At 48.5% G+C, this 25,691-nt stretch carries 19 protein-coding genes; 10 read left to right on the top strand and 9 right to left on the bottom strand.

Translation table 11 applies throughout. From position 1 onward, the window contains the following. Nucleotides 1-179: 179 nt before the first annotated feature. The gene (locus KD145_RS30220) at nt 180-593 is read right to left on the bottom strand and encodes a hypothetical protein (RefSeq protein ID WP_212003522.1); all 414 of its coding nucleotides are present in this window, start codon (nt 591-593) and stop codon (nt 180-182) included. 194 nt (nt 594-787) lie between these two features. Here KD145_RS30220 and KD145_RS30215 point away from each other — a divergent pair, with 194 nt between their 5' ends. After that, a complete protein-coding gene (locus tag KD145_RS30215; protein ID WP_212003521.1) occupies nt 788-2,290 on the top strand; it encodes a succinate CoA transferase in 1,503 nt (500 codons plus the stop codon). A 79-nt stretch (nt 2,291-2,369) separates the two neighbouring features. Here KD145_RS30215 and KD145_RS30210 read toward each other — a convergent pair whose 3' ends face one another. Beyond that, nucleotides 2,370-5,990 (bottom strand): gliding motility-associated C-terminal domain-containing protein, encoded by a 3,621-nt coding sequence (locus KD145_RS30210; protein WP_212003520.1) that lies wholly within the window; start codon nt 5,988-5,990, stop codon nt 2,370-2,372. A 209-nt stretch (nt 5,991-6,199) separates the two neighbouring features. Here KD145_RS30210 and KD145_RS30205 point away from each other — a divergent pair, with 209 nt between their 5' ends. The 5 genes from KD145_RS30205 to KD145_RS30185 all read left to right on the top strand — a co-directional run bounded on the left by KD145_RS30205 (nt 6,200) and on the right by KD145_RS30185 (nt 11,883). Then, nucleotides 6,200-7,441, top strand: a complete 1,242-nt coding sequence (locus KD145_RS30205) for a multidrug effflux MFS transporter (protein WP_212003519.1) — start codon at nt 6,200-6,202, stop codon at nt 7,439-7,441. A gap of 513 nt (nt 7,442-7,954) precedes the next feature. Further along, the gene (locus KD145_RS30200; protein ID WP_212003518.1) at nt 7,955-8,962 is read left to right on the top strand and encodes a hypothetical protein; all 1,008 of its coding nucleotides are present in this window, start codon (nt 7,955-7,957) and stop codon (nt 8,960-8,962) included. A gap of 107 nt (nt 8,963-9,069) precedes the next feature. Next, nucleotides 9,070-10,143, top strand: coding sequence for a serine hydrolase (locus KD145_RS30195; protein ID WP_212003517.1), 1,074 nt, complete (start codon nt 9,070-9,072; stop codon nt 10,141-10,143). 41 nt (nt 10,144-10,184) lie between these two features. Further along, nucleotides 10,185-10,526 (top strand): TfoX/Sxy family protein, encoded by a 342-nt coding sequence (locus KD145_RS30190; RefSeq protein WP_212003516.1) that lies wholly within the window; start codon nt 10,185-10,187, stop codon nt 10,524-10,526. A 121-nt stretch (nt 10,527-10,647) separates the two neighbouring features. Next, nucleotides 10,648-11,883 (top strand): sodium:proton antiporter, encoded by a 1,236-nt coding sequence (locus KD145_RS30185; RefSeq protein WP_212003515.1) that lies wholly within the window; start codon nt 10,648-10,650, stop codon nt 11,881-11,883. A gap of 76 nt (nt 11,884-11,959) precedes the next feature. On the opposite strand, the gene KD145_RS30180 is transcribed toward KD145_RS30185, so the two are convergent. From KD145_RS30180 to KD145_RS30160, 5 genes are all read right to left on the bottom strand, one after another. After that, complete coding sequence (locus KD145_RS30180; RefSeq protein WP_212003514.1) at nt 11,960-14,116, bottom strand: glycoside hydrolase family 3 N-terminal domain-containing protein; 2,157 nt, start codon at nt 14,114-14,116, stop codon at nt 11,960-11,962. Between the two features lie 144 nt (nt 14,117-14,260). Further along, nucleotides 14,261-14,656: a DUF1634 domain-containing protein gene (locus KD145_RS30175; RefSeq protein WP_212003513.1), complete on the bottom strand. Its 396-nt coding sequence runs from the start codon at nt 14,654-14,656 to the stop codon at nt 14,261-14,263. A 10-nt stretch (nt 14,657-14,666) separates the two neighbouring features. After that, nucleotides 14,667-15,500 (bottom strand): sulfite exporter TauE/SafE family protein, encoded by an 834-nt coding sequence (locus tag KD145_RS30170; protein WP_212003512.1) that lies wholly within the window; start codon nt 15,498-15,500, stop codon nt 14,667-14,669. A gap of 46 nt (nt 15,501-15,546) precedes the next feature. Beyond that, nucleotides 15,547-16,200: a FadR/GntR family transcriptional regulator gene (locus KD145_RS30165; RefSeq protein ID WP_212003511.1), complete on the bottom strand. Its 654-nt coding sequence runs from the start codon at nt 16,198-16,200 to the stop codon at nt 15,547-15,549. Nucleotides 16,201-16,324: 124 nt separating this feature from the next. Then, nucleotides 16,325-17,158, bottom strand: coding sequence for an aldo/keto reductase (locus tag KD145_RS30160; RefSeq protein ID WP_212003510.1), 834 nt, complete (start codon nt 17,156-17,158; stop codon nt 16,325-16,327). A 543-nt stretch (nt 17,159-17,701) separates the two neighbouring features. On the opposite strand from KD145_RS30160, the gene fusA reads away from it, so the two are divergent. Further along, nucleotides 17,702-19,756 carry an elongation factor G gene (gene fusA / locus KD145_RS30155; protein WP_212003509.1) on the top strand — a complete coding sequence of 685 codons (2,055 nt, stop codon included), beginning with the start codon at nt 17,702-17,704 and terminating at the stop codon, nt 19,754-19,756. Nucleotides 19,757-19,863: 107 nt separating this feature from the next. Here fusA and KD145_RS30150 read toward each other — a convergent pair whose 3' ends face one another. Together KD145_RS30150 and dusB are read right to left on the bottom strand one after the other, a co-directional pair. Continuing rightward, nucleotides 19,864-20,418, bottom strand: a complete 555-nt coding sequence (locus tag KD145_RS30150; RefSeq protein ID WP_212003508.1) for a nuclear transport factor 2 family protein — start codon at nt 20,416-20,418, stop codon at nt 19,864-19,866. 83 nt (nt 20,419-20,501) lie between these two features. Further along, on the bottom strand, nt 20,502-21,539 hold the full coding sequence (gene dusB / locus KD145_RS30145) for a tRNA dihydrouridine synthase DusB (RefSeq protein WP_212003507.1): 1,038 nt from the start codon (nt 21,537-21,539) through the stop codon (nt 20,502-20,504). A 206-nt stretch (nt 21,540-21,745) separates the two neighbouring features. Between dusB and KD145_RS30140 the strand changes: the two genes are divergently transcribed. From KD145_RS30140 to KD145_RS30130, 3 genes are read left to right on the top strand one after another with little or no spacing between them, the layout of a single operon-like run. After that, the gene (locus KD145_RS30140; protein WP_212003506.1) at nt 21,746-23,125 is read left to right on the top strand and encodes a mercuric reductase; all 1,380 of its coding nucleotides are present in this window, start codon (nt 21,746-21,748) and stop codon (nt 23,123-23,125) included. Between the two features lie 46 nt (nt 23,126-23,171). Beyond that, complete coding sequence (locus KD145_RS30135) at nt 23,172-24,134, top strand: ABC transporter ATP-binding protein (RefSeq protein WP_212003505.1); 963 nt, start codon at nt 23,172-23,174, stop codon at nt 24,132-24,134. Next, a complete protein-coding gene (locus KD145_RS30130) occupies nt 24,121-25,689 on the top strand; it encodes an ABC transporter permease/substrate-binding protein (RefSeq protein WP_212003504.1) in 1,569 nt (522 codons plus the stop codon). The genes KD145_RS30135 and KD145_RS30130 overlap by 14 nt, the downstream gene beginning before the upstream one ends. The last annotated feature ends 2 nt before the right edge of the window (nt 25,690-25,691 follow it).

Here is a 25,691-nt window from a genome sequence, read left to right as displayed (position 1 = left end):
ATGTCAAAAAAACAACGCTTGTCTCTCAAAGAAACAAGCGTTGTCAAAAAAATAAAAAAATTCTTTTCCTCAAAACACTCAACAACAAACATGCTGCATTTCACCAAAACATTTCTTAGCAAACATCCTCCATCATGCCTATCAACATTCATCAAAGTTGCATTCAATAATCATCATAGTCAGAAGAATAATTGCGACAATACATTCGTCGCATCATTCGTCTTTGGTTTAAGTCCCAGGAATTTAGTGTACTGTGCTGCTGTGAGCACCAGTTTAAGTTTGGAGAACAGTCCACTCTGCAGCAAACCAAATTTGGATGCATACGCCGCAGGGTTGCTTTGTTGTAAGGGTAGAATACCTGCTTTCCTTTGAATAAAGCTGGTGAGAAGATTGGATACCTTTGGCTGTTGTTCGGCTGTCAATCCCAGCGCTGGCGTTAATTTCCCAAGGATACTGCCTGCTAGTCCTCCGGCATTACCCAGCTGGTTTTGCAAACCAGCAGCCGTTTTTTTAGGAGGATCCAGCAAACTCTGAGCATTGACAGTTAATGAAACATAACAGGCACATAAAAGCGGGAAGATCACTTTTTTCATGCTGAATGGGGATTTAAAATGATAGAAATTGGATTGGACGTGCGACACTATAAATATACCAATAATTTCGATGCTTCCCCCTGACCGGAACAAACAAAAGTTTGTCCCAGATACACAAATCAGCCAACTCAAACCGTCCTAATATTGTACCCGCAATCCGCAATCAACAATTGCCATTGTCTTATAACTGCACCATGTACGAAGAACGCATTAAAAGAACGGAATTACAACAGAAGATTATCAGCGCCGACCAGGCTGCCACCTTGTTCAAAGACCAGATGGTAGTAGCCTCCAGCGGATTCACCAAAGCCGGCGACAGCAAAGCAGTACTTAAAGCATTGGCAGCCTCAGCTCCTGCTAACCCTCTCAAAATAACACTGCTCACCGGGGCCTCTCTGGGCCATGATACAGATGGGGCTCTCGCTGAAGCAGGCATACTGCACAAACGCATGCCTTTCCAGGTAGACCCTGCATTGCGCAAAAAAATCAATAGCGGCGATGTACTTTTTGTAGACCAGCACCTCGGCGAAAGCGCCGAACTGATCAATGAAAAGATCATCCCCCGTGTAGATATCGCGATCATTGAAGCACTGATGATTGAGGCCGACGGCAGTATCGTACCAACCACTTCCGTAGGTAACTCTGCTGCTTTTGCAGCTGCTGCCGACAAAATCATCGTAGAGATCAATATGTCTGTACCTCTCTCTGTATACGGAGTTCACGACATCTTCGCTACGGGAGTATGGCCACACAAACGTATCATTCCGATTACCGATGCCGGCTCCCGCATAGGCCTGCCGGCCATCCCGGTTGATCCGGAAAAAATAGTAGCCGTCGTACTGACCGATACTACCGACAGCCCGGCATCTATCAATGAAAGAGATGAAAAAACCAGCGCCATCGCTACCCATCTCCTGGAATTCTTTTCCCACGAAATCAGAAAAGGCAGATTACCACATTCCCTTCGCCCTTTACAATCGGGCATCGGCAAAGTGGCCAACGCAGTTCTCGAAGGGTTTATTGACGGCGACTTCCATCACCTGACCATGTACTCTGAAGTGATACAGGACAGCGCCTTTAACCTGATAGATGCAGGCAAACTGGATTTTGCTTCCGCCTCTTCGATCACTGTTTCACAAACCTGCTACAACCGGGTTTTCAGCAACTTCGAAAAATACAAACCACATATCATCCTCCGTCCGCAGGACATCAGCAATGCGGCGGAAGTCATTCGCCGGCTGGGCATTATCAGTATCAACACGGCCATCGAATGTGATATCTACGGAAATGTCAACTCCACCCACATCGGCGGCACCGCCATGATGAACGGAATCGGCGGCTCCAACGACTTCGCCCGTAATGCTTACCTGAGCATATTTGTAACACAGTCATCATCAAAAGCCGGCGGTATTTCGCACATTGTTCCAATGGCTTCTCATATAGACAATACAGAACACGACGTAGACATTATAGTAACTGAAAACGGTCTGGCAGACTTAAGAGGACTTGCACCGCGCGAGCGCGCCAGACTGATCATATCCAACTGCGCGCATGCCAGCTACAAAGACGAATTGAACAACTATTTTACCGAAGCCTGCAAAAGAGGAGGCCAAACACCTCACCTGCTACAGGAGGCCCTTAGCTGGCATAGCCGCTTTAACGAAAACGGGACCATGCTTAAAACTGTTCATGTATAGTGTGTGTGATGAATGAAAAAAAAGAACCGGCTCTTCACTGGGAGCCGGTTTCTTTTTGTTAAAACTATCTGAAGAAAAATTAACGTATAAGCAATACCGTTCCCTTTATCATTCGCGTGGTGCCGTCCAGATACTCCACCATCGCGAAATAAACATAACTCCCCAGATCTGCCCGCTTACTATTCACAGTTCCATCCCAACCATAACTGCGGTCATTGGCCGGCGTGTTCACCGCTTCAAAAACCTTGTTGCCGGAGCGGTTAAACACCGACAGGTTCCTCACCTGACGGATATCCCAGCTACCAATCACATAGAAATAATCATTCTGCCCATCTCCATTGGGAGAAAATGCATTAGGCATGCTGATACCAGCATTCACAAATGTCTGTATGTGTACGGTAGCGGTGTCTGTACAATAATAATCGTTAGTGGCGGTCACCTGGTATTTCATAGACGAGGTAGCAGCAGCAAACGGATTGGGACAACTTGTACAGGAAAGCCCTGTCTGCGGCTCCCACAGATAAGAACTTACAGGCCCGCCGGTGATACTGGTACGCAATCCCACACTGGCAGGACGAGGCAGCGATATCAGTGCAGGCGTGGCCGTTATAGTAAACGGCTCATAATCCAGGTCGCTCCGGTTGTTGCTATAATCTGTCTCATTAAATACAGGCCCCTGACGATCATTCACCACGGCCACCACCTCTTTGGTACCCGGAGCACTCAGTACATGGGTAAACTCACGGCAGTCGCCAAATTTGGGCACCGGCGTATAATAAACCGGCTGCAACATCACCGACCGCTCATTACCAGGATCACCATTGTAAAAAGATACCGGTATCTTCTGAAAAACAGTATCATAACCATTAGACATACATACCTTGAACTTCACCAGAATATGGCCATTGTCGAAACAATGTGTAGACAACAGTTCTACCGTCATATCCGGTGGCACAAGATGTACGTACTCCTGCCCTTTCAGCACACAACCATACTGGTTCGTCAACTGTACACCTATCTGACTGCTGTCCTGCATAGTAACCGAAGGAGCAGCACAGGAAAGGCAGCTGAGCGTATAGGCATCACTGTTATCCCACAGAATAGTTGTGGGTGTGAAGCCCCTTACGTCGTAATAGAAGTGGAACGGTGCCTTGCGGTATACCGTAGTGTCTTTCGGGAAGACGGTCAATACAGGCGGAACATAGTTCCAGGTAAAAGTATTGTTGGAATAATCACCCTCGTTCAAACCAGTAACCGGCGGATACGCCTGCTGGTCTTTGTTTACCACTGCCACTATCTGGCCGGAAGGAGCATTCCGGATATACTGGCTGTAACGGCTGCAGGTACCGGGAGAAGCCATGGGCGTCAGGAAACGGGTACCCAGCTGTACTGCCGCAGGATCGCCCGGAAGCCGGTCGTAAAAATCTACCTGGAGTGAAGCCGGTATATTACCGGTGGTATAAGCATTGCACAGAGAGAAGTCCACATACAGGCTGTCTCCCCTGGAACAGTCCACACTGTTCAGTTTCACGGTATAGTCATCTACCACCGGAATATGCACGGTAGCCAGCGTATCACTGTAACAGGCATACTGTGAATATCCCCGCACTTTCACGGTTGTAACGGTATCCTGACGATAGGGTGCAGTAAAGGTAGTGTTGATGCAGTTGCTGCAGTTCAGGTAGGGTGAAGTTTCCCAGGTGGCGGAGCTGATGGTACCACCGGTAGCGGTGGGTTTCAGCACCAGCTGTGCTTTCGGTAATACGGTATAATCTCCCGGCGCCAGGGATACATGAAACTTGAATCCCCGCTTGATGCTCACATTATTGTTGTAATTACTCTCTTCCACACTGGTGTTGGGCAATGCCAGCGGAAAAGTGCTGCCGTTATCGTTCATCACCGTCACCAGTGTATCTACATTGGCGCGGCCGGCCTGAACAATCGTAGTATATAATACAGAGACACATTTGCCTGGAAGGTCTGCCGGCAGCAAAAATGGGGTTCCTAACAAATGCCCCTTTCCCAGCCGCGGATCACCATCATAAAAAGATACAGGTGTGTTTTTAGGAATAGTCTGGTATCCTTTGTTCTCAAAATACAGTTTCACGCGCAGCTTATCCTGCTGGTAACATTCTACGGCAGATACATATACCACGCCGTCAGCAGTGGGATCGTCCACCACAATGGTGACCGGGTTCGTATAGTCCTCACAGTGACCATCTGTAGCATAAAGGCGTACTTTATAGTTGCCGGGTGTCTGGAAAATATAGTCCAGCTGTTCATCTGTGCTCACCACCTGCTCCGCCATACCTTTATCATTGCTGATCAGCCATTTCCAGGCGGTAGCGTTGCGGGAGCGGTTGGTAAACACCACATGGTCTGTCTGGATGCCCGCTTTGGAAGCGATCTTGCGTTTGTCGGGGTAGAAACGTGCAACCACGCCGCAACTAACAGGCATGGCGTCTGTGGTGGTAGCATGGCAACCACTAACACCATCGGTTACACGTAGTTCTATCAGATAGGTTTTCTGACTGGTGACCGTCAACGGCATGGTAGTGCCGGTACCGGTGGCCACCCCGTCTACCAGCCATACGCAGGTTTGTCCGGCAGCGACGGTAGCCGTAAAGGTGACAGTCTGTCCTACTACAGGATAGGCAATGTCGCGGGTAAAAGCGGCGGTAACAGCAGCGGCGCAGGGATCATTACAAACCATGCTGGGCTGCATCAGCGACAGCGAGGTGGTAATAAAGTTCCGCATCCTGTCGGCCTGACCTTGGGTAAAGCCCAGTATACAACCGGTGCCCTGGCCATAGTCCATAAAGTTATCCGGCAGGTCTGGCACATCGGTGGTAAAACCAGACAAGGTATCGGTGTCACAGGAATTTTGTGGGGCGCTGCAGGCATAACCGCCGGTGATGGTCTTCTCCGGAGGGGTGTCACAAACCATGTCCCCATCGGTGGTACAGTCATCGTTTTTACAGTCTCTGGCTGCAAAGGTATGCAGGAGGCTGAGGTAATGTCCCATCTCATGTGCCAGTACGTCCACACCGAGGCCGGCCACCACAATATCTCCGCCGGCGCTGGCATATCCGCCCATGGTAAGACGGCTCCAGCTACCGCAGTCGAATTCCTGCATATAGTCAGAACGGATGGCAGACACGACCCATATGTTGATATAACGGCTATGATCCCACGCTCCCATACCGGTAACATTCCCGCCTTCCATGTCTACGTCAAAATCATTCAGGTAGGAATAGGAACGGATGATCCCGGTGGTACGGCCGCCATCAGGGGCTGTTTTAGCAAGACAGAATCGGATTTTTGTATCGGTACGGCCACCGGTAAAGGCACCGGTAGCGCTGTAGGCTTCGTTAAGCGCCTGTATTGCATTGGCCACGTCCAGGTCCGTATAGGCGCTCAGGTTCTCATTGAGTATGTGCACCACTACCGGCAGGGTAATAATCGCCGCATCAACAGCCGGAGCACCAGGCACCCGAACATAACGCTGCTGCAGGATGGCCTGATTGATGGCCTGTTCCCTCGCCACAAACGAAGGGTTTTGGCGCCATTGCTGCAATAGTCTGTCTGTACCGCAGGCACGGACAGATAATGGCATACCTTCCTGGGCATAGGAGCGTAAAGCCAGCAGGGTCAATATGACAGACCCAAAAATCAGGGTTCTCAATAAGGTTGTGCTCATCTCGACAAGTATAGGACGTGTGCAAATATATAGTATAATTATAATAAATAATATCAATCCCTTTTCTGATATCATTTCCCGGAGTTATCATTTTCATCTATAGGCGCATCAATATTATCGCTGGCAGGAAGACTCTTCAAACAAAACAGTTATTCTACTTTTACACCCGATTTTTTTAAATTCTTAGACCCATTCAAAACCGACAGACTGTGACACAAGAACATACGAGAACCCGATATTTTTTTCTGATACTGATATTAGGTACCCTCACCGCATTGGCGCCTTTTTCCATAGACATGTATCTGCCGGGCTTTCCGGCGATTGCCGCCGACTTCGGCGTAGAGCAGGCCAGGGTAGGCTTGTCGCTCTCCAGCTTTTTTATAGGCATCTCTGCAGGGCAGCTGCTGTATGGTCCGCTGCTCGACCGCTTTGGCAGGAAAACACCGTTGATACTGGGTTTGCTGGTTTATATAGCCGCATCGCTGGGCTGCGTATATGCGGTCACGTTGAACAGCCTGGTGATCCTGAGATTTATACAGGCCATCGGAAGCTGTGCTGCCACAGTAGCTTCTGTGGCAATGGTGCGTGACCTGTTTCCTGTGAAGGAAAATGCCAAAGTATTTGCCCTGCTGGTATTGGTATTAGGCGCTTCTCCTATGCTGGCCCCTACCATAGGCAGTTATGTGACCGCTGCTTTCAACTGGCATACGATATTCATTGTACTGGCGGCCATGGGGGGATTGATCCTGTTAGCCACCATCCTGTGGCTGCCGGAGAGTTATCAGCCTGATACCTCCATGTCGCTCAAACCCGGCCCTATTACCCGAAGCTTCTGGACAGTGGCCACCACGCCACAGTTTTACACCTACGCCTTTGCCGGAGCTACGGCCTTCTCCGGTCTGTTTGCATACGTGTCCGGCTCTCCGCAGATATTTATGGATGTTTACCACCTGGATGGTAAAACCTACGGCTGGATTTTTGCCGGCCTCTCTATTGGGTTTATCGGCTCCAGCCAGATCAACAGCCTGCTGCTGAAGCGCTTTGAAAGCCAGCAGATAGTGTTGGTAGCGCTGACGCTTCATTCCATAATTGGACTGGTACTGGCCATCTGCGCCTGGAACAACTGGCTGAGTCTCACCGGCCTGTTGCTGTTACTGTTTGTGTATCTCTGTTGCATGGGATATGTTAGTCCGAATACGTCCGCCCTTTGCCTGGCTTCTTTTGGGAAAAATGCAGGCACTGCTTCCGCCTTGATGGGAGCACTGCAGATGGGCATAGGGGCACTGGCATCTACCTTTGTTAGCCTGTTTGATAGTCATTCAACCCTGCCCCTGGCTCTTACCATCGCCGGTTCTTCCCTGATGGCGCTGACGATATTGATGGTGGGCCGCAAACAAATCGGAACCGCTATGGCGACACCCGACCAGGGAGGCACTGTGATAGCACATTAATCAGATGTACACGTAGGCTATGAGGTAGCTTGCGGATGCCGGATCGCACCGTGATGGTGCATTAATCCCCTGTATATATAGGGGTGCCCGATGCGCCGTGATAACGCATTAATCACATGAGAGACAAGGTGTTCATGAAGACACCATTCAACGCTTTACTCCCGGGCCTCCGGAAACGGCCGGCCCGGGTTTCTTTTTCAGATCTTGATCAGTTGCCCCCAAACCTCTGCCAGCCTCAGGCATTGATAACACATCCCCTTTTAAAAAAATTTCTCCGGATGAAAGAAAAGATATTATTTTATCAAAATATTTAAAAGCAGGAGAAATAGCACTCTTTTTTGTTTGAAAAAAAACCCGATTTTGATATAGTACTTTTCGATGTGATATGCTGTTTTAATAACAGATGAAAACTTTTTAATAGCATATGACATGCAAGAACGACCATAACTTGTACTGTGCCTATCCTGTTAAGAGAGGATTATGTATACCATTCTTTTTGTTTAATCGCATTATATGGAAGAACAAAATACCATTAAGCCCATTCCGGAACGCAAAATTCTTCTGATTGAAAGAGATGACCAATATTTTACACCTTTAGAACTCATTCCGGAAGATTACAGCGACACTGTTATCCGCTTTGCACGTCAGTACTTTAAACAGGATACTGAATGTGACATGTTTTGCCAGAACATTAAAGTAAGGGACTTCTCCATCTGGCACCACGAAATACTGGCCAAGAAAAACATTCTGCTCACCCCCTACTCTCCCCGGCATATACTGGCGCTCCATTTTAACCAGGCCGATGAAGTAGTGGCCAATATTCATGGAAGAGGGGATTTTAACATGGTAGGCAGTCAGATCTGCCTGTTTAACCTGCCGGAACAGATGCATACCGTACCTGTTGTTACCGGCAAACAGATCAGCAGTTTTCATATCAACATCATCCCCGGTTGCATGGGCGCCCTGGTACGGGAATTTCCGGAACTGAAAGGACTGCTCTCCAAAAAAATCACCGACCAGAGCGAACCGCTCAATCAGCGCGATTGTACCACCAATATTGCTATCCAGCTGCTGCTGACTATTATCAATGACTGCCGCCTCATAGAAGACCAGGCAGAATGCCTGCTTCGCCGTTGCTGCGTCTCTATCTTCAGCAACTATCTCTGCCAGGACGCCACGCCCGCCTGCGAAAAACGTCCGGTAGACGATGACACACTGATCAGCGTATTTCACTACCTCCGGGAAAACGTAGACCTGGAAAAGCCACTGATGCATGTAGCCTTCCTCTTCAACGTACCCGGCCCCGTACTCGCCGGCGCCTTCGAAAATATGTTTTACATCCCCCTGGAAGACTTTGCCTTTCAGATGAAAATGCTGAAAGCCTTTAACTGCCTGGTGTATGAAGACACCCCCCTGGCCGAAATTACCAGAAGAATAGGCCTGCCCGGCGAAAAAGCATTGATCGTCGCCTTCACCAACTATTTCCATTGCGATCCGCTTTTTATACGGAACGCCCAATGACCATATCCTCCTCAATCCGTTGCCGCCTGAAAATTTCAGGCGGCAAAAACGGAATCCCTCATTGACATCTTCTCTCCTTTTCTTTTCCTTTGCGGAAATTTTTTCCTATGCGCACACCTTTGCCTGCATTCCTCTGTTGCCTGCTCCTGCCGTTTACACTGAAAGCCCAGTCACTCCGCCTGTTTGCAGATAGCATCCGCACGGCCTTCCATATTCCGGCCCTGGGATACGCAGTCGTATCAGCTGACTCTATCCTCGAAATACAAATACTGGGCAACAAAAAAATCAATACACCATCCCCCGCCACCCTACAAGATCAGTTCCGCATCGGCTCCAATACCAAAGCTATCACCTGTACCATGGCCGCTTTGCTCGTACAACAAAGTAAACTGCACTGGGACACTCCTTTCTTCTCCCTGTTCCCTGATCTCAAAACAAAAAGCCATCCTGCCTACTATAACCTCACCCTAAAAGAACTGCTCACTTTCCGTAACAAACTGGTCCGGTATACTTATACCAATCCGCTCCCCCGCCCCGAAAACATCACTGGTAATGAAGCGGCCCAACGCCGGCAGTTTGCTGCCTGGCTGCTGCAACAACCACCTGTATCAGATACCAACTCCCTTAACTACACTAACAGCGGCTATGTCCTCGCTGGCCTGATGCTCGAAAAAGCCGCTCATAAAAGTTATCTGCAGCTGTTGCAACAACTCGGACAACAACTGGGTATCCACTTTGGACTGGGAAGCCCCAACGCTACCGACAGCACACAACCCTGGGGACATAATCAGCAATTGCTGCCGGAAGCTCCGGCAAACAATCCCAAACTCAACTGGCTACAGGCCGCCGGCAATATCCATATCAGCCTGCAGGACTATGCCCGCTTTATACAATTCCAGCTGCGTGGCCTCGCCGGCCGATCTCCCCTGTTACCCGCAACTATCTTTGAACAACTGCACTACGGCCTTCCCACCTTCGCCTATGGCTGGTTCTGGAAAACAAACAACAAAGGAGAACATATCTCCTGGAACACCGGTACACCCGGCACCTTCGTTACCCATGTGCAACTGATACGTGAGCAGAACCGTGCCTATATCGTCTTTACCAATGTACAACAAGACAATACTGAAGACGCTGTAGAAGCAGTAATCAAAGTCATGGAAAAAAAATATGGTCAATAAAAAAACCATGTATCTTTAATCACACTACAAAAAACTTCCCTATGGCTTTCGATGAAAAAATGGCTGACCGCGTCAGAGAAATGATTGCACCGGCAGCAAAAAAAGTAGAAGAGAAAAAAATGTTCGGCGGTCTGTGTTTTATGGTGAATGATAAAATGTGCGTCGGGGTTAAAGCCGAAACTGTTATGCTCCGCCTCGATCCAGCCCATATAGACACTGTGCTGGAAGAAGAAGGCTGTACACCAATGATTATGGGTGATAGAATAGCGAAGGGATTTGTATTTGTGGATAATACAGTGTTGCGTACCAAAAAACAATTGGAGCGTTGGATTAAAATGGCATTAGAATATAACAAAATCGCTCCTCCCCCTAAAAAAAAGTAAGTGCTCCGGGCCTGCCAGCCAAACGATTTACAAATGTTTTTCTATCTTTAACGCCCCCTGGCACTATTGATTAGCATCATTTTAAATCTATATTCTTTAACTGGCATTATCTGGATAGCTTATGAACACATTTACGATTATTACGGCTTTGATCACCATCAGTGCGCTTATTTCGTATATCAATAACCGTTTTATCAAACTACCCGGAACCATAGGCGTGATCGTGGTTTCGTTGCTATTGTCTTTGCTGATTTTGTTTACTGGCAAAATTTTTCCCAATGCCTACACTTTCATCAAAGACCTCACCAGCAGCATCGACTTCACTCAAACACTGCTGGATATTATGTTAGGCTTCCTCCTTTTTGCGAGCGCCCTTCAATTTGATTTACAGAAACTGAGAGAACAGCGGTATCCTGTACTGATACTCAGTACCGTGGGGGTGATAGGCTCTACGTTTATTTTCGGTTACCTGCTGTATTGGGCCACTGAGCTGCTGCGTATTGATTTACCATTACTCTATTGTCTGTTATTTGGTGCATTGATTTCTCCCACTGATCCGGTGGCGGTATTGTCCGTACTGAAAAAATCAAAGGTACCTTCTTCCCTTGAAACCATCATTGGTGGCGAATCTCTGCTGAATGACGGTACCGGCATCCTGCTTTTTGTTATTCTGAAAGAACTCGCCGGCCAGGCAGATGCGCATGTATCACTGGCCCACACCATATCTCTTTTTTCGCAGGAAGTGTTTGGCGGAATACTGCTGGGCGTGATCTCCGGCCTGGTTGCCTACCGTACCATGAAACGGGTAGACGATTTCCAGATCATTGTAATGGTGTCATTATCGATGGTGATGGTTATCTCTGTATTAGGCGCCATGCTACACGTATCCATCCCGCTGGCGGCCGTTTCTGCCGGTCTTATCCTGGGTAACACCTCTCTGGGTACCAAACAGTCAGAAGACCTGCAACGTTACTTCCATAACGTATGGCACCTCATCGATGAACTGCTCAATACCATCCTCTTTGTGATGATAGGCCTGCAGATAGTGGTAATGCCCTTCCTGAAAAACTACTGGCTCACCGGCCTGTTTGCCGTAGCCTTTGTACTGGTGGCCAGGGCCCTGAGTATTTATATTCCGTCCCTGCTGCTCAAACGTTCGCTGAAAACTACCTACAAAGGCATCACCATCCTGGTATGGGCCGGTCTTCGTGGGGGCATCTCCGTAGCACTGGCCATGTCGCTGCCAGAGTCCCCTTACAAGGAAATCATCCTCTCCGGCAGTTACTTTGTGGTGCTCTTCTCCATCATCGTTCAGGGCCTGACCCTCAAACGCGTGGTGAACAGAATGGTCCGATAATCCATCCACTGAAACATAAAAGAATAGCCCCCGGAAATTACTCCGGGGGCTATTCTTTTTATACGTTCAACCAGTATTATTTCACAGTCATTTTATGGCTCAGTTTAAAATCAGCCGAAGAAGCACCAATATGGATGCCGTAGGAGCCTTTATACAGCTTCCAGGCATGTTGCTGCAGGTCCCATTTCTGTAGTTCTGTTACCGGTATTTCCAGCGTTACGGCAGTAGTACTGCCTTGTTTCACAGACACCCGTTTAAATGCTTTCAGCTCTTTCAGCGGCATCCGTTCCATATTGGGATAGGTGATATAGGCCTGTAATACTTCATCACCATCGAACTTGCCGGTATTACTAACGTTAACGGTCATACGAATAGTATCATTCAACTTGTACGTATTAGCTGGTGCCTGCTGCCAGGAATAATCGAAGGAAGTATAGCTAAGTCCGAAACCAAAAGGGTAAGCTGCCTTGCCGGTAAAATAGCGGTAGGTGCGGTTTTTCATGCTGTAATCCTTATAATCGGGAAGATCCTGCAGCGCGTGATAAAAAGTTACCGGCAGGCGCCCTGCGGGCGAATATTTACCGAAGATGATATCAGCGAGTGCGGTACCACCCTGCTCTCCGGGATACCAGGCCATTATCACGGCATCCGCGTAAGGCGCGATGGCTGCCACGTCTATGGCACTGCCGGCAGTCACCACCGCAATGATCGGTTTTTTATGTGCAGCACGGAGTTTCTGCATAAACAACACCTGCGAACGGGGAAGGCTCAGCGTATTTTTATCCCCGCCTGAAGCAGAGAGGAAAGCATCTCCTTCTTCCCCTTCCAGTAAAGGTGTCAGACCAATCACCGCCACTGTTACATCACAGTTTTCAGATGCCCAGATACCTCCGAAATGCAGGGTATCTGTAAAGTCACAACCCTGATCATATTGCAGGGCCATACCCGGACCAGCGGCTTTAGCCAGGCCGGCGGCAAAGGTCACCATATTGCCGGATACCCCGTGATAGTTACCCATCAAGGCTTCCAGCGAGGCAGAATTAGAACCGGCCACCAGCATGGAAGCATATTTATCTTTATTCAATGGTAGCACGCCATCGTTTTTCAGCAACACCATACTTTCTCTGGCTGCCTGCAATGCGAGGGTAGTATGCCAGTCATTGTTCACACTATCAGCTCCGTAACGGCTGTAGGGACTTAATTCCTTTGCATCAAACAATCCTAGCTTCATCTGCGTGCGCAGGCTCGCAATCAGCGCACTGTCCACATCTGCTGGTTTGAGCCAGCCCTTGTCCATCGCTTTCAGTACATCGGCCTGCAGAATGTTGGCGCAATCCAGGTTGACACCGGCTTTAACAGCCGCAGCTGCCACTTCCTCCCGCGTAGGGATAGCCTTGTGACGCAGCCAGATATCATCCAGCGCCCAGCAATCAGTCACCACCTGGCCACGGAACTTCCATTCATGCCGGAGAATGTCCTGCAACAGGGTGTTTCCGGTGCAGCAAGGCTGACTGTTGACACGGTTATAAGCGCACATAATAGACTCCACATGGTTGTCTACCAGCTTCCTGAAGGCATAGAGATAGGTTTCACGCAGGTCCTTTTCATCTACAACAGCGTTGAAACTATGACGGTCGGCTTCCGGCCCGCTGTGCACGGCAAAATGTTTGGCACAGGCCGCTGTTTTCAGTTTACCTGGTTCATCACCCTGTAAGCCTTTCACAAAAGCACCGGCCATAGTAGCTGTCAGATAAGGGTCTTCACCATAAGTCTCCTGTCCCCTGCCCCAGCGCGGATCACGGAAAATATTGATATTGGGCGTCCAGAAGTTAAGCCCCATATATTGTACATGACGACCTGCTGCGGTAGCGATATTGTATTTGGCACGGGCTTCTGTGGCAATGCTGCCAGCTACCATCCTGGCCAGTGGCGCATTAAAGGTGGCGGATAAACCGATCGCCTGTGGAAACACGGTCGCTTCGCCACCACGGGCAACGCCATGTAATGCCTCATTCCACCAGTTATAAGCCGGTATCTGCAATCTTTCAACAGCAGGACTATTATACCCCAGCAGTGAAATTTTTTCCTTTAATGTGAGCGTGTGCAACAAATCATTCACCCGTTGTTCAACAGGTGCATCCGCTTTTCTAAACAGTGGTTGTTCCTGTGCCAGCAGCTTTTTTCCCGGCAGAAATGCCAGTGCAAACAGCAGGAGATTTCTTTTTCTCAGCATCCTGAAATCCTTAAATTTTTATGATGTATTTCCCCTCAGGAATTGCAAGTTATCATGTTTATGCAGTAAAAAAAGTAGTATCTCCCCTGCAGCAACACATTTGTTTATTCTCAATCAGCAATTAAGAAAATAGTATGTAACCCTTTATACTTTCAACCCACCAAACATGCTGAAAAAAATAATGCAGAGCACGATCAGGGTGATAAAAATGTACATCCTGTCTTTCTCCATCACAAAACCAATCAGGGAAAAGAACACACGCAGGATAGGCGTGGCCAGTAAGATGAGGGCGCCAAACTGAATAACAGCCGAAGGTTTGAAGGTGGCCAGGCCCGCGAAAATACCAGTAAAGGTGGTAAACTCCTGCCCTTCACCGGTAAAGTTGCTATAATCCGGTACACTGTCTGCTCCATGGGCGGCGAGATACAATACCCCACCCACAAATGCAATGATGCTGGCAGTGATCACCCCTGTGCGCAGCACCTGTCCTACCAGCAGGGCAATATCCCTGTCTCCTGTCAACGTTTTGATAAGCTTCATTTGGAATGCATTAAAACTGATGATGTAATCCGTTGTAGATCATCTCCATGGCCACAAAGGAGATGGCCGCACAGAAGATGTAGCGCAACGTTTTGGGATTCAGTACTGTCAGCAAACGTGCGCCGGTAAAGGCTCCGCCCAACACGCCGAGTACCACCGGGAACGCAATGCCAGGATCTATATAACCCCGCTGCAGGTATACTACCGCGCTGGCCGCAGCGGTAACACCTATCATAAAGTTACTCGTAGTGGTACTAACCTTAAAGGGTATACGCATCGCACCGTCCATCGCCAGCACTTTAAGGGCTCCGGAGCCAATGCCCAACAGACCCGACAATACGCCCGCCAGCAGCATGATGGAAAAACCACCACCTATATTTTTGAGTTTATAATGTACTACGCCCTCTTTTGTTGGATAACTGCTGTTGAGCTTCAGCACATACGACAGGCGGCTGCCCTCTTGTTCGGCCTGTTCATTTTTTTTCCGGATGGTCATCAGGGCCGAAAAGATCAGCACCACTCCAAATAAGATGGCGATGGTATTGGTAGGGGTAAAAACCGCTATCAGCGCGCCACCAACAGCACCCGCCGTGGTGGCTATTTCCAGGAACATGCCCAGCCTCACATTGGTAATACCTTCTTTAATATACGCAGAGGCGGCACCGGAGGAATTCCCGATAGAAGCCAGCAACGCGGCTCCTATGGCATAACGGATATCTACATGAAAAACTAGTGTCAGCAGTGGGATCACCACCACGCCTCCGCCCAGACCAGTCATTGCGCCCAGCAAACCCGCCACATAAGCCCCTGCCAGCAGTATCAGGCTGAAAATAAGTACGTTCATCTTCCGGAAAATTATGGTTAACGATAACGGCTACACGCCAATAGTCCTAGTAATTATTGTCCAGTATGTCTTCCATCGTCTGCCGCGACAGTTTTACATTGCCGCTTTTGATCGCCTCATATAACTGCTCATGCAGATGATGGCTGATCGCAAAATGGCTGATGCTTTCCGTATCTCTTTTAGCAAAGAAATCACGGATCACTGCGGTGAAACTACGATACAGGTCTGCCAGCACATGATTGCCGCTGGCTTTGGCTATAGACAGGTGAAAAGCGATGTCTGCTTCCATACAGGCATTGTACTGTTGTTCCAGAATAGCTTTTTTACGCTGCTCCAGGAACTTTTTCATATCAGCAAGACCGGCTTTGGTATGATGCTGGGCCGCCAGTTTCACAATCTCATAGTCCAGCATACGCCTTACCTGGTTGATTTCTTCGAAGTCAGCCCGGCGCAACCGCTGGTCCAATGATTCGGCCTGGACCGATTCGTTAACATAAGTGCCGGATCCCTGCTGTACCCGCAGCACTCCCGACATAGCCAGCGTTTTGATGGCTTCCCGGATGGTAGAACGCCCTACGGCATACTGTACCATCAGTTCGGGCTCTGTAGGTATTTTTTGTCCGGGTTTGTAAATTCCCTGTGAAATGTCCTTCTGAATGGCGTTGATAACGCGGTTGGAAAGTTTCGATGTCTGGTCCATAAATTTACATTAACGGCACAAAAATATGATGTTTAAACAAAACATCTGATGTTTTATTTTTTAGACAATAAAAAAGCCGCCTCTGCTGTGAAGAGACGGCTTACAAGCATGATCCGTTGCAAATTTAAAAATTAAAATTGTCGGGGTCCGGGCCGATCCGCTCTCTGCGGTCCAGTGCATCAATATCGGCCATATCTTCCGCAGAGATATTAAAATTGAAAACTTCCGCATTGGCAATGATCCGTTGCTGCTGTACGCTTTTAGGAATAGTCACCACATCCTTTTGCAGGTCCCAGCGTAACACCAGCTGCGTTACAGTCACACCATATTTTTCTGCCAGTGTTTTCAGTAAGGGCACATCAAATACTTTACCCTGCATCAGCGGGCTCCAGGCTTCGTACTGGATACGATGCTGACGACAGAAGTCCAGCAGCGGTTGCTGCACCAGGTACGGATGAAACTCAACCTGATTCACCATCGGCAGCACTTTGGCAGAATGAAACAGGTCTTCCAGATGGTGTTGCAGGAAATTACTCACCCCGATGGCTTTCACCCTTCCGTCTGCATAAAGTTGTTCGAGCGCACGCCAGGTTTCTTTATACTTTCCTTTTACCGGCCAGTGGATGAGGTAAAGGTCCAGATAATCCGTTTTCAGCTTACGCAGGGAAGTATCAAATGCTTTCAGTGTGCTGTCATAGCCCTGGTCGGCATTCCATACTTTCGTGGTAATAAAAATATCTTTCCGGTCTGTCTTATGATTGTCGATAGCGAGGCCCACCCCTTCTTCATTCTGATAGATCGCGGCAGTATCAATATGGCGATAACCTGCATCGAGCGCATACGTTACTGAATCAACCACTTCCTGTCCTTCTTTAGTCAGAAAGACACCTAACCCCAAATATGGCATCTGCAGGCCGTTAGCCAGCTGTACTGTGCCTGTAAGATCTGTAATATTCATTCGCTTAAGTTTTAATCATTGAATCCGAATACAAATTTACACACCGATGAAATCACACTTCCGGTATATTCCTGTGAATTTTCTGTAAAAACATAAGATACCCATACATTGTTGATATCAGAAAAAATACTATATTTGCATCGCAAAATTTAATTGCACCAAAAGATGAAAAATACCTTGACATATCAGACACGCAGGAACAACAATTCCGTTATCAGAGCGGTAATTGCAAGCACCCGCATTGTCTTTATTCAAGACGGGGAGGCAAATCCATCCCGGATACGAGAGGTATCATCTATGAGCATGTAATAACACCTGCATCATAATATTGAAGGCCTCTTCCTCCGAAGAGGCCTTTTTATTTTGTCTCCCCCTTGACCCCGACAATTTCCTTTAACAGACTGATCATAACCATGAAATTATTGATCACAACAATGATGATTTACATCCGGCAACACCGGTAATGTACGGCATTCTATTGCATCACGCATAGCCTTTCATTACCGCATGAAAGGCTTTTTTATTCTATTTAACAAAGATTGTATGAAACGATTATCCCAATTCAGAAATATAGGTATCATGGCCCACATCGACGCAGGTAAAACAACGCTCACCGAAAGAATGCTGTATTATACCGGCCTTACCCATAAAATGGGCAATGTGGATGAAGGTAACACCATAATGGATACAGATCCCCAGGAAGAGAAACGTGGCATCACCATATCATCTGCTGCCATCACTACCTACTGGAATTTTGCGGACAACAAATACCAGATCAATATTATTGATACACCCGGACACGTAGACTTCACAGCAGAAGTTGAACGTTCCCTGCGTGTACTCGATGGCGCCATTGCCGTCTTCTGTGCCCGTTCCGGTGTACAACCTCAGTCTGAAACCGTTTGGCGGCAGGCTGACCACTACCGGGTGCCCCGTATTGTGATGATCAACAAAATGGACCGCCAGGGTGCCGACTTCCAGCGCGTAGTGAATGAAATACGGGAACGGCTACACGCAAATGTTATTCCTGTGCAGATACCTATAGGTCAGGAAGATACTTTTACCGGTGTGATAGACCTCATCAGGATGAAAGCCCTGCTCTGGCATGATGATGATGGAAAAAGTTTTGAAGAACAACCGATACCTGCACAACTGCTTCCTGCTGCTGAGAAAGCCCGCCAGTGGATGATAGAAGAGCTGTCTATGCTGCATGAACCATTACTGGAACAATACAGCAACGCGCCGGAAAACATCACTGAAGAAAACCTGCGTGAAGCCATGCGTGCTGCCACCATCAATATGCTGGCTGTGCCGGCACTGGCTGGTGCGGCCTATAAAAACAAAGGGATACAGCCCCTGCTGGATGCCGTGACAGCCTATCTTCCTTCACCGGAAGACATACCCGTAGTACACGCTATGGACGCAGATTCCGGCGAACCAATAACATTCCCGGCCATAGAAGAAGGCCACGTGGCGGCACTGGCATTTAAGATCATGGTGGACGATTACGTAGGCAGGTTAACGTTAGTACGCGTATACGCCGGTCTATTACGCACTGGTGATATGTTGTGGAACAGCCGTACCGGCAAAACAGTCCGCATCAGCAGATTGATGCGTATCATGTCCGATAAATTCGAACCGGTGACTGAAATCAGTGCAGGTGACATCGGTGCGGTAGTAGGAATGAGAGATGTAAAAACCGGCGACACGCTGACTCATACCGACTTTACCGTGCTGCTTGAGAAAATCAGTTTCCCCGAACCGATGATCGGTTACGCTATAGAAGCAAAAGCGTCCAAGGATACTGACAAGCTGAGTGAAGCACTGGCAGGCCTGCTGGATGAAGACCCCACCCTGTCTGTAGAAGTAGACAAGGCTTCCGGTCAAACCATCCTGAAAGGAATGGGCGAACTACATCTGGAAGTGGTGCTGGAAAAACTGGCCAGTGAATATCAGGTGCAGGTCAACAAAGGCGCTCCGCAAATTGCGTATAAGGAAATATTTACGCGGCCGGTCACACACCACGAAGTGTTTAAAAAACAGACTGGTGGCTCCGGTAGCTTTGCAGACATCACCTTTGAACTGGCCCCCCGGCAGAATGATGACCCGGGCCTGGAATTTATCAATGAAATCAAAGGCGGCGCCATCCCGAAAGAGTTCATTCCTTCCATCAGTAAAGGTTTTGAATCGGCCATGAAAAACGGTGCCCTTAAAGGATTTCCTGTTCACTCCATGCAGATACGTCTGCTCGACGGCAAGATCCACCCAACAGATTCCCATGCACAGGACTTCGAACAGGTAGCCATGATCGCCTTCCGCAACATTGCCACCCAGGCTGCACCACGCCTCCTGGAACCGGTGATGTCGGTAGAAGTGACCACGCCGGAAGAATACACCGGCGCCATCACCGGCGACCTTAACAGACGCCATGGCCTCATCCGCCATATGGAGATAAGGAACAGCGTACAAAACATCACGGCTTCTGTACCGCTGGCCGAATTATTCGGCTATATAACGGTGTTGCGTACACTCTCTTCAGGCCGGGCTACTGCATCGGTAACGTTTAGCGAGTATAAACTCCAGAACCGGAACCACTGATGAGTTTGATGTAAACTGATGATCATGACAATGATCTAAAAACTGATGCTCCTGATAAGGAAGAAAATAAATCTTCCTCATCAAGAGCATCAGTTACATCAAACGAATCATTGTTGATCATGATAGTAATACTTCACCAACCGGCTGTCCGGCAGGGAGTTCAACTCTGCGATCAACCATTTATTCTCTCTTTTCACCATTTTTCCTTTATAATAACCTACAGACATCAGCTGTATCTGCCCTGATTCCAGGTCGGTCCATAAAACGGAAGCGTACATGCTTACTTTCACGGTATCATTTGCACCGGTGAAGTATTGCATATTGCTGAGGATATGCCTGGTCTGAAAATGTTTGCTCTGGGCGCTGGAATATAGTCTCGTGATTTTATCGCCCCAGTTTTGTTTGCCCAGGATCTTTATACCATCTATTTCTCCATGGATGCTGTCAGTCATATATTCCATGCACCTTACCAGCTCTCCGTTATCGAAATGTTCGCAGAAAGCGAAAATGACTTTTTCTATATGTTGCTGATCACGGTAACGGACATCCCTGTACGAAGAGTCGGGTGACTGTTGTAAAGGATGCTGATTGGGATTGACTACCTGCTTACAGGCTATAGCCAGCAGGGGAATGATAATAATAAAAAGACAGGATCTTATCATCAATGCAGGTTTTCAGGACATAACAAAATACACGCATTAAAGGTTTGCGTATATGACAGTATTTATATATGCCTGAAAACGGTCTACAGCGGGCAGTTCTGATGGTAATCAATCAGTTCTATCTGTGTTTGTTCCAGCTCAATGCCTTTGTAATAGGCTTCTATTTCGTCGAGCACGGTTTCTACCTCTTCTACGGTTTTGAGGGTTACCAGCCGGCTGCGGAACTCTTTAATATTGGGCAGCCCCTTCAGGTAGTTGGCATAACAGCCTCGCATCTCATTGATGCCTACCACAGGGCCTTTCCATTCCACGGAGAGGCGCAGGTGTTTTTTGCTGACGGCAATACGTTCTTCAAGTGTTGGCCCGGACATTATTTCGCCGGTTTTTACATAATGTTTGATCTCACGGAACAGCCATGGATAGCCGATCACAGCCCTACCGATCATAATACCGTCGACGCCGTACCGGTTTTTGTATTCAACTGCTTTCTGCGGGCTGTTGATATCACCATTTCCGAAAATGGGAATATGGATACGTGGGTTATTCTTCACTTTTCCGATCAGGGTCCAGTCGGCTTCCCCCTTGTACATCTGGCAACGGGTACGTCCATGAATGGCCAGGGCCTTGATACCCACGTCCTGCAGCCTTTCGGCCACTTCTTCTATATTTTTGGTATCATCATCCCAGCCAAGGCGGGTTTTGACGGTAACGGGCAGCTTGGTGGCTTTTACACAGGCTTCTGTCAGCCTTACCATCAGGTCCAGGTCTTTTAAGACACCGGCACCCGCACCTCTGCCGGCCACTTTTTTCACCGGACAGCCAAAATTGATATCCAGCAGGTCCGGATTGGTCACATCCACAATTTTAGCGGCCATAGCCAGACTGTCTTCATCACCCCCAAAAATCTGAATGCCTACCGGCCTTTCGTACTCAAATATGTCCAGCTTGCGCCGGCATTTGATCGCATCGCGGATCAACCCTTCACTTGAAATAAATTCAGTATACATCAGATCCGCTCCCGCATCTTTACAGATAGCACGGAACGGAGGATCACTCACATCCTCCATAGGAGCCAGCAATAGCGGGAAATCAGGCAGTGTTATGTTGTCAATCTTAACCAAAATCAGTATTTTCAGAAGCGCAAAGATAAAATATTTTTCCCAGGGCTGAAGCCCTGGGCTATATTGGAGGGCTCATTTCATTTATTCATTTTTATAGAGTCCAGGTGCTAATGAGCTTTGCTCAGGAACGAATATTGATCATCACCATCGTACAATTCCCAACTAACATAGCCCAGGGCTTCAGCCCTGGGACAAAAAATAAGCTCATGGAAAAGTTCGACGCAATTGTAGTCGGTTCAGGACAGGGAGGCAATCCGCTGGCGAGGAAAATGGCGGAAAACGGATGGAGAACAGCCCTGATAGAACAACGCCAGCTGGGTGGCACATGTATCAATGACGGCTGCACACCTACCAAAACCATGATTGCCAGCGCCAGGGTCGCTTATCTGGTAGCACATAGTGAAGACTGGGGCATCAGCAATCAGGGGTATACCATCGATATGGCCGCAGTGATGGCCCGTAAAGAAGAGGTGGTGTTGCAATTCAGGAACAATACCACCAGGGCGCTTCAGAAAGCGGGCGTGAGCATTATTTATGGTAGTGCTGCTTTCTCTGGTATAAAAACAATCAAAGTGGCCCTGGACGATGGCAGCACCATGGAACTTACCGCACCAAACATTTTTATTAATACAGGCGCAACTCCTTTTATACCGGACATTCCCGGCCTCCGGGACGTGCCATATCTCACTTCCACCACTCTGCTCGACATGCGCGCTGCACCACCGGAACTGATCATCCTGGGAGGTAGTTATATTGCACTGGAAATGGCACAGCTATACCGGCGTTTAGGCAGCAACGTTACCATTATAGAACGAAGCCCCCGGCTGATGTCTAAGGAAGATCCCGATGTGGCCGCCATACTCAGAAACCTGCTGGAAGCTGAAGATATACAGGTGATCACCTCCGCCGATATTGAAAAAGTAATGATCGTAGATGGCCACCTGCATGTGGAGGTGAAGACCGGCAGTACCTCTCTTACTATAACGGGATCGCATATACTGGTAGCTACCGGAAGGCAACCACAGACCGCCACCCTGCAGACAGAAAAAAGCAATGTGACCCTGGATGCAAAGGGTTATATCCAGGTAGATGAACAACTCGAAACCTCCTGCCCTGGCATTTATGCACTGGGAGATGTAAAGCCAGGACCCGCCTTCACCCATATGTCCTATAATGATCACCTGCTGATCTATAAAAATCTTTTCGAAAAAGCCGAACTCACTGTCAGAACCAGGCAGCTGCCATATTGTATGTTTACAGATCCACAGCTGGGCCGTATCGGGCTGTCGGAATCACAGGCAAGGCTGGAAGGCTATCCCATAAAAGTAGCACGCATTGGTATGGATAGAGTGGCCCGTGCTATTGAAACCGGCGAAACACTCGGCTTTATGAAAGCCATTGTACACGAACACACCGGGCAGATACTGGGTGCATCTATCATTGGTACCGCCGGCGGCGAAATCATGTCTGTTCTGCAGATGGCTATGCTGGGTGGTATAACGGCAACGCAGATACGGGATATGATATTTGCCCATCCCCTTTATGCTGAATCATTGAATAATCTGTTCATGTCACTGGAAAAATAAAGGTCAATATGAGTATATTTTTCCCCATATATGCTATCAGCTTCCTATGATTAAACTATCTCATGTTTCTAAAAATTTCGGACACGGCAAAAATGCAGTGAACGACCTCTCCTTTGAAGTACAGGCTGGTGAAACACTGGTACTGCTGGGTACCAGCGGCTGCGGCAAAACAACAACCCTTCGTATGATCAACCGCCTGCTCATACCAGATCAGGGGGATATCTTCATCGGAGAAAAAAATATCAGGGAAGAGGTCCCGGAAAACCTGCGCAGAAGTATCGGTTATGTCATGCAAAACACAGGGCTGTTTCCGCATTATACCGTCCAGGAAAATATCGGGGTGGTGCCACAGCTGTTGCACTGGAACAAAACACATATCCGCGACAGGGTCTGGACATTACTGCAAAAGCTGCGGCTGCCACCGGAACAATACGCCCACGTATATCCGCAGCACCTCAGCGGCGGACAACAGCAACGGGTGGGACTAGCCCGCGCCCTCGCCGCCGATCCGCCTATCCTGCTGATGGACGAACCCTTCGGTGCCCTCGATCCACTCACCCGTATCAGCGTCAGAAAAGAATTTAAAGCACTGGATGAACTGAACAGTAAGACCATCATCATTGTTACGCATGATATAGAAGAAGCTTTTGAACTCGGTAATCGTATCTGTGTTATGAATGAAGGCCGCATACAACAGCTGGGGAGCGCCACTGAACTGCTGTTCAACCCTGCCAATGATTTTGTGCGTAATTTTCTCGACAAACAACGGCTGGAGCTGGAGCTTAAGTCACTCCGTCTGCTCGATATATGGCCTTATCTCAACGGCACGGGTGAAACAGCCGGTATATTGTTGCCCGGCGAAACCAGCTGTTGGGACACACTGGAAAACCTTACCACTTCCGCTGCCACTGCCACTTTCAGGGGTGAAAATAAACACCTGGACGGAAACATACTGATGAATGCCATCACCGCCTTTAAAAAAAATGTCAGCCAAAATGGACACGCCTGAAACCTTCTTCGACTTCGTCCGGCAGCAATCCGGTAAACTGCTTGAACAAACCCTCACCCACACCGGCCTTACATTTATCTCCGTGCTGATAGCGGTATGCATTGGTGTACCCGCCGGTATCCTCATCTCCCGCCATAAAAAACTGGCAGGCCCTGTACTCGGTATTACAGGCATACTGCAAACCATCCCCAGCATTGCCCTGCTGGGTTTTATGATCCCCTTGCTGGGCATAGGCCCCAAACCCGCCATCGTGGCCCTGTTTCTTTATGCATTACTGCCGGTGGTACGTAACACCTACACTGGTATACTGGGTGTAGATACCAGTGTCATGGAGGCTGCTACCGGTATGGGCATGAACCGGCGCCAGTTGTTGCTCCGCGTACAGCTGCCACTGGCTATGCCTGTCATACTGGCTGGCATTCGTACCGCTACGGTCATCAACGTAGGAGTAGCCACATTGGCAGCCTATATCGCTGCCGGCGGCCTCGGCGAGTTTATTTTCGGCGGTATCGCCCTCAACAATACCAACATGATGCTGGCAGGTGCCATCCCCGCCGCATTGCTGGCCATCCTGTTCGACTGGGGACTGGCACAGCTCCAGCGCCTCAACAGCCGGAAAGCACGTAAAACAATACTCATACTGCCCGCTCTCCTCCTGCTCCTCTCCTCTTTCTACCTGCTGCCAGAAAGTTATAGCAGTCACCTTAAAGCTGGATTCACCCCGGAATTTATGGGTAGGAAAGATGGTGCCATCGGGCTGCGCACCGTATACGGACTGCACCTGCGAACCCTCGTTATCAGTGATATGATCATGTATAAGGCCGCCTATGAAAAAAAAATCGACGTGATCAGCGGCAGCAGCACAGATGGAAGAGTAAAAGCTTTTGACCTGGTAGTACTGGAAGATGACAAACACATCTTTCCACCTTATTATGCAGCTCCTGTAGTAAGGCAGGAGGTCCTGGATAAATATCCCGAACTGGAGCATATAATCAACCTCCTGGCTGGTACAATTAATGATAGCATAATGACGGACCTGAACTACCGGGTGGATTATCTCAAACAAAACCCGCAGCAGGTAGCCAAAGATTTCCTGGTCAAAACCGGACTATGGAAACCAGCCAGGAGCGGCACCAAAGGTACTGTCCGCATCGGCGCTAAAATATTCGGGGACGGCTATATCCTGGCAAACATGTATCAGATACTGATAGCAGGATATACCGATCTCACTGCCACCACCAAAACAGGACTCGGTGGCACTAAAATCGTATTCGACGCACTGGTCAACGATCAGATAGACCTCTATCCGGAATATACCGGTACCGGCCTGCTGGTGATTCTCCAGGCGCCACAACATATTGTAGACAGTATCATCGGCGACAGCAAAAAAGTATATGACTATGTAAAGGATGGCTTTGATAAACAATACCACGTGAAATGGCTCAACCCTATCGGCTTTAATAACACCTACGCACTGATGATGCGTCGCGAACAGGCATCCAGGCTACATATCAGCACAATATCCGGTTTAACAAACTATATACACCATCACTAACC

Origin of the sequence: Chitinophaga sp. HK235 (assembly GCF_018255755.1) — a bacterium.
GTDB lineage: Bacteria > Bacteroidota > Bacteroidia > Chitinophagales > Chitinophagaceae > Chitinophaga.
The sequence above is the reverse complement of the archived record's forward strand: the minus strand, read 5'-3'. Positions and strand labels throughout refer to the sequence as shown.

Bases quoted from the DNA above. Each gene is read 5' to 3' on its own strand.
- KD145_RS30220 (WP_212003522.1), bottom strand. From the start codon at position 593: ATGAAAAAAGTGATCTTCCCGCTTTTATGTGCCTGTTATGTTTCATTA.
- KD145_RS30215 (WP_212003521.1), top strand. From the start codon at position 788: ATGTACGAAGAACGCATTAAAAGAACGGAATTACAACAGAAGATTATC.
- KD145_RS30210 (WP_212003520.1), bottom strand. From the start codon at position 5,990: ATGAGCACAACCTTATTGAGAACCCTGATTTTTGGGTCTGTCATATTG.
- KD145_RS30200 (WP_212003518.1), top strand. From the start codon at position 7,955: ATGGAAGAACAAAATACCATTAAGCCCATTCCGGAACGCAAAATTCTT.
- KD145_RS30195 (WP_212003517.1), top strand. From the start codon at position 9,070: ATGCGCACACCTTTGCCTGCATTCCTCTGTTGCCTGCTCCTGCCGTTT.
- KD145_RS30190 (WP_212003516.1), top strand. From the start codon at position 10,185: ATGGCTTTCGATGAAAAAATGGCTGACCGCGTCAGAGAAATGATTGCA.
- KD145_RS30185 (WP_212003515.1), top strand. From the start codon at position 10,648: ATGAACACATTTACGATTATTACGGCTTTGATCACCATCAGTGCGCTT.
- KD145_RS30180 (WP_212003514.1), bottom strand. From the start codon at position 14,116: ATGCTGAGAAAAAGAAATCTCCTGCTGTTTGCACTGGCATTTCTGCCG.
- KD145_RS30175 (WP_212003513.1), bottom strand. From the start codon at position 14,656: ATGAAGCTTATCAAAACGTTGACAGGAGACAGGGATATTGCCCTGCTG.
- KD145_RS30170 (WP_212003512.1), bottom strand. From the start codon at position 15,500: ATGAACGTACTTATTTTCAGCCTGATACTGCTGGCAGGGGCTTATGTG.
- KD145_RS30165 (WP_212003511.1), bottom strand. From the start codon at position 16,200: ATGGACCAGACATCGAAACTTTCCAACCGCGTTATCAACGCCATTCAG.
- KD145_RS30160 (WP_212003510.1), bottom strand. From the start codon at position 17,158: ATGAATATTACAGATCTTACAGGCACAGTACAGCTGGCTAACGGCCTG.
- fusA (WP_212003509.1), top strand. From the start codon at position 17,702: ATGAAACGATTATCCCAATTCAGAAATATAGGTATCATGGCCCACATC.
- KD145_RS30150 (WP_212003508.1), bottom strand. From the start codon at position 20,418: ATGATAAGATCCTGTCTTTTTATTATTATCATTCCCCTGCTGGCTATA.
- KD145_RS30140 (WP_212003506.1), top strand. From the start codon at position 21,746: ATGGAAAAGTTCGACGCAATTGTAGTCGGTTCAGGACAGGGAGGCAAT.
- KD145_RS30135 (WP_212003505.1), top strand. From the start codon at position 23,172: ATGATTAAACTATCTCATGTTTCTAAAAATTTCGGACACGGCAAAAAT.
- KD145_RS30130 (WP_212003504.1), top strand. From the start codon at position 24,121: ATGGACACGCCTGAAACCTTCTTCGACTTCGTCCGGCAGCAATCCGGT.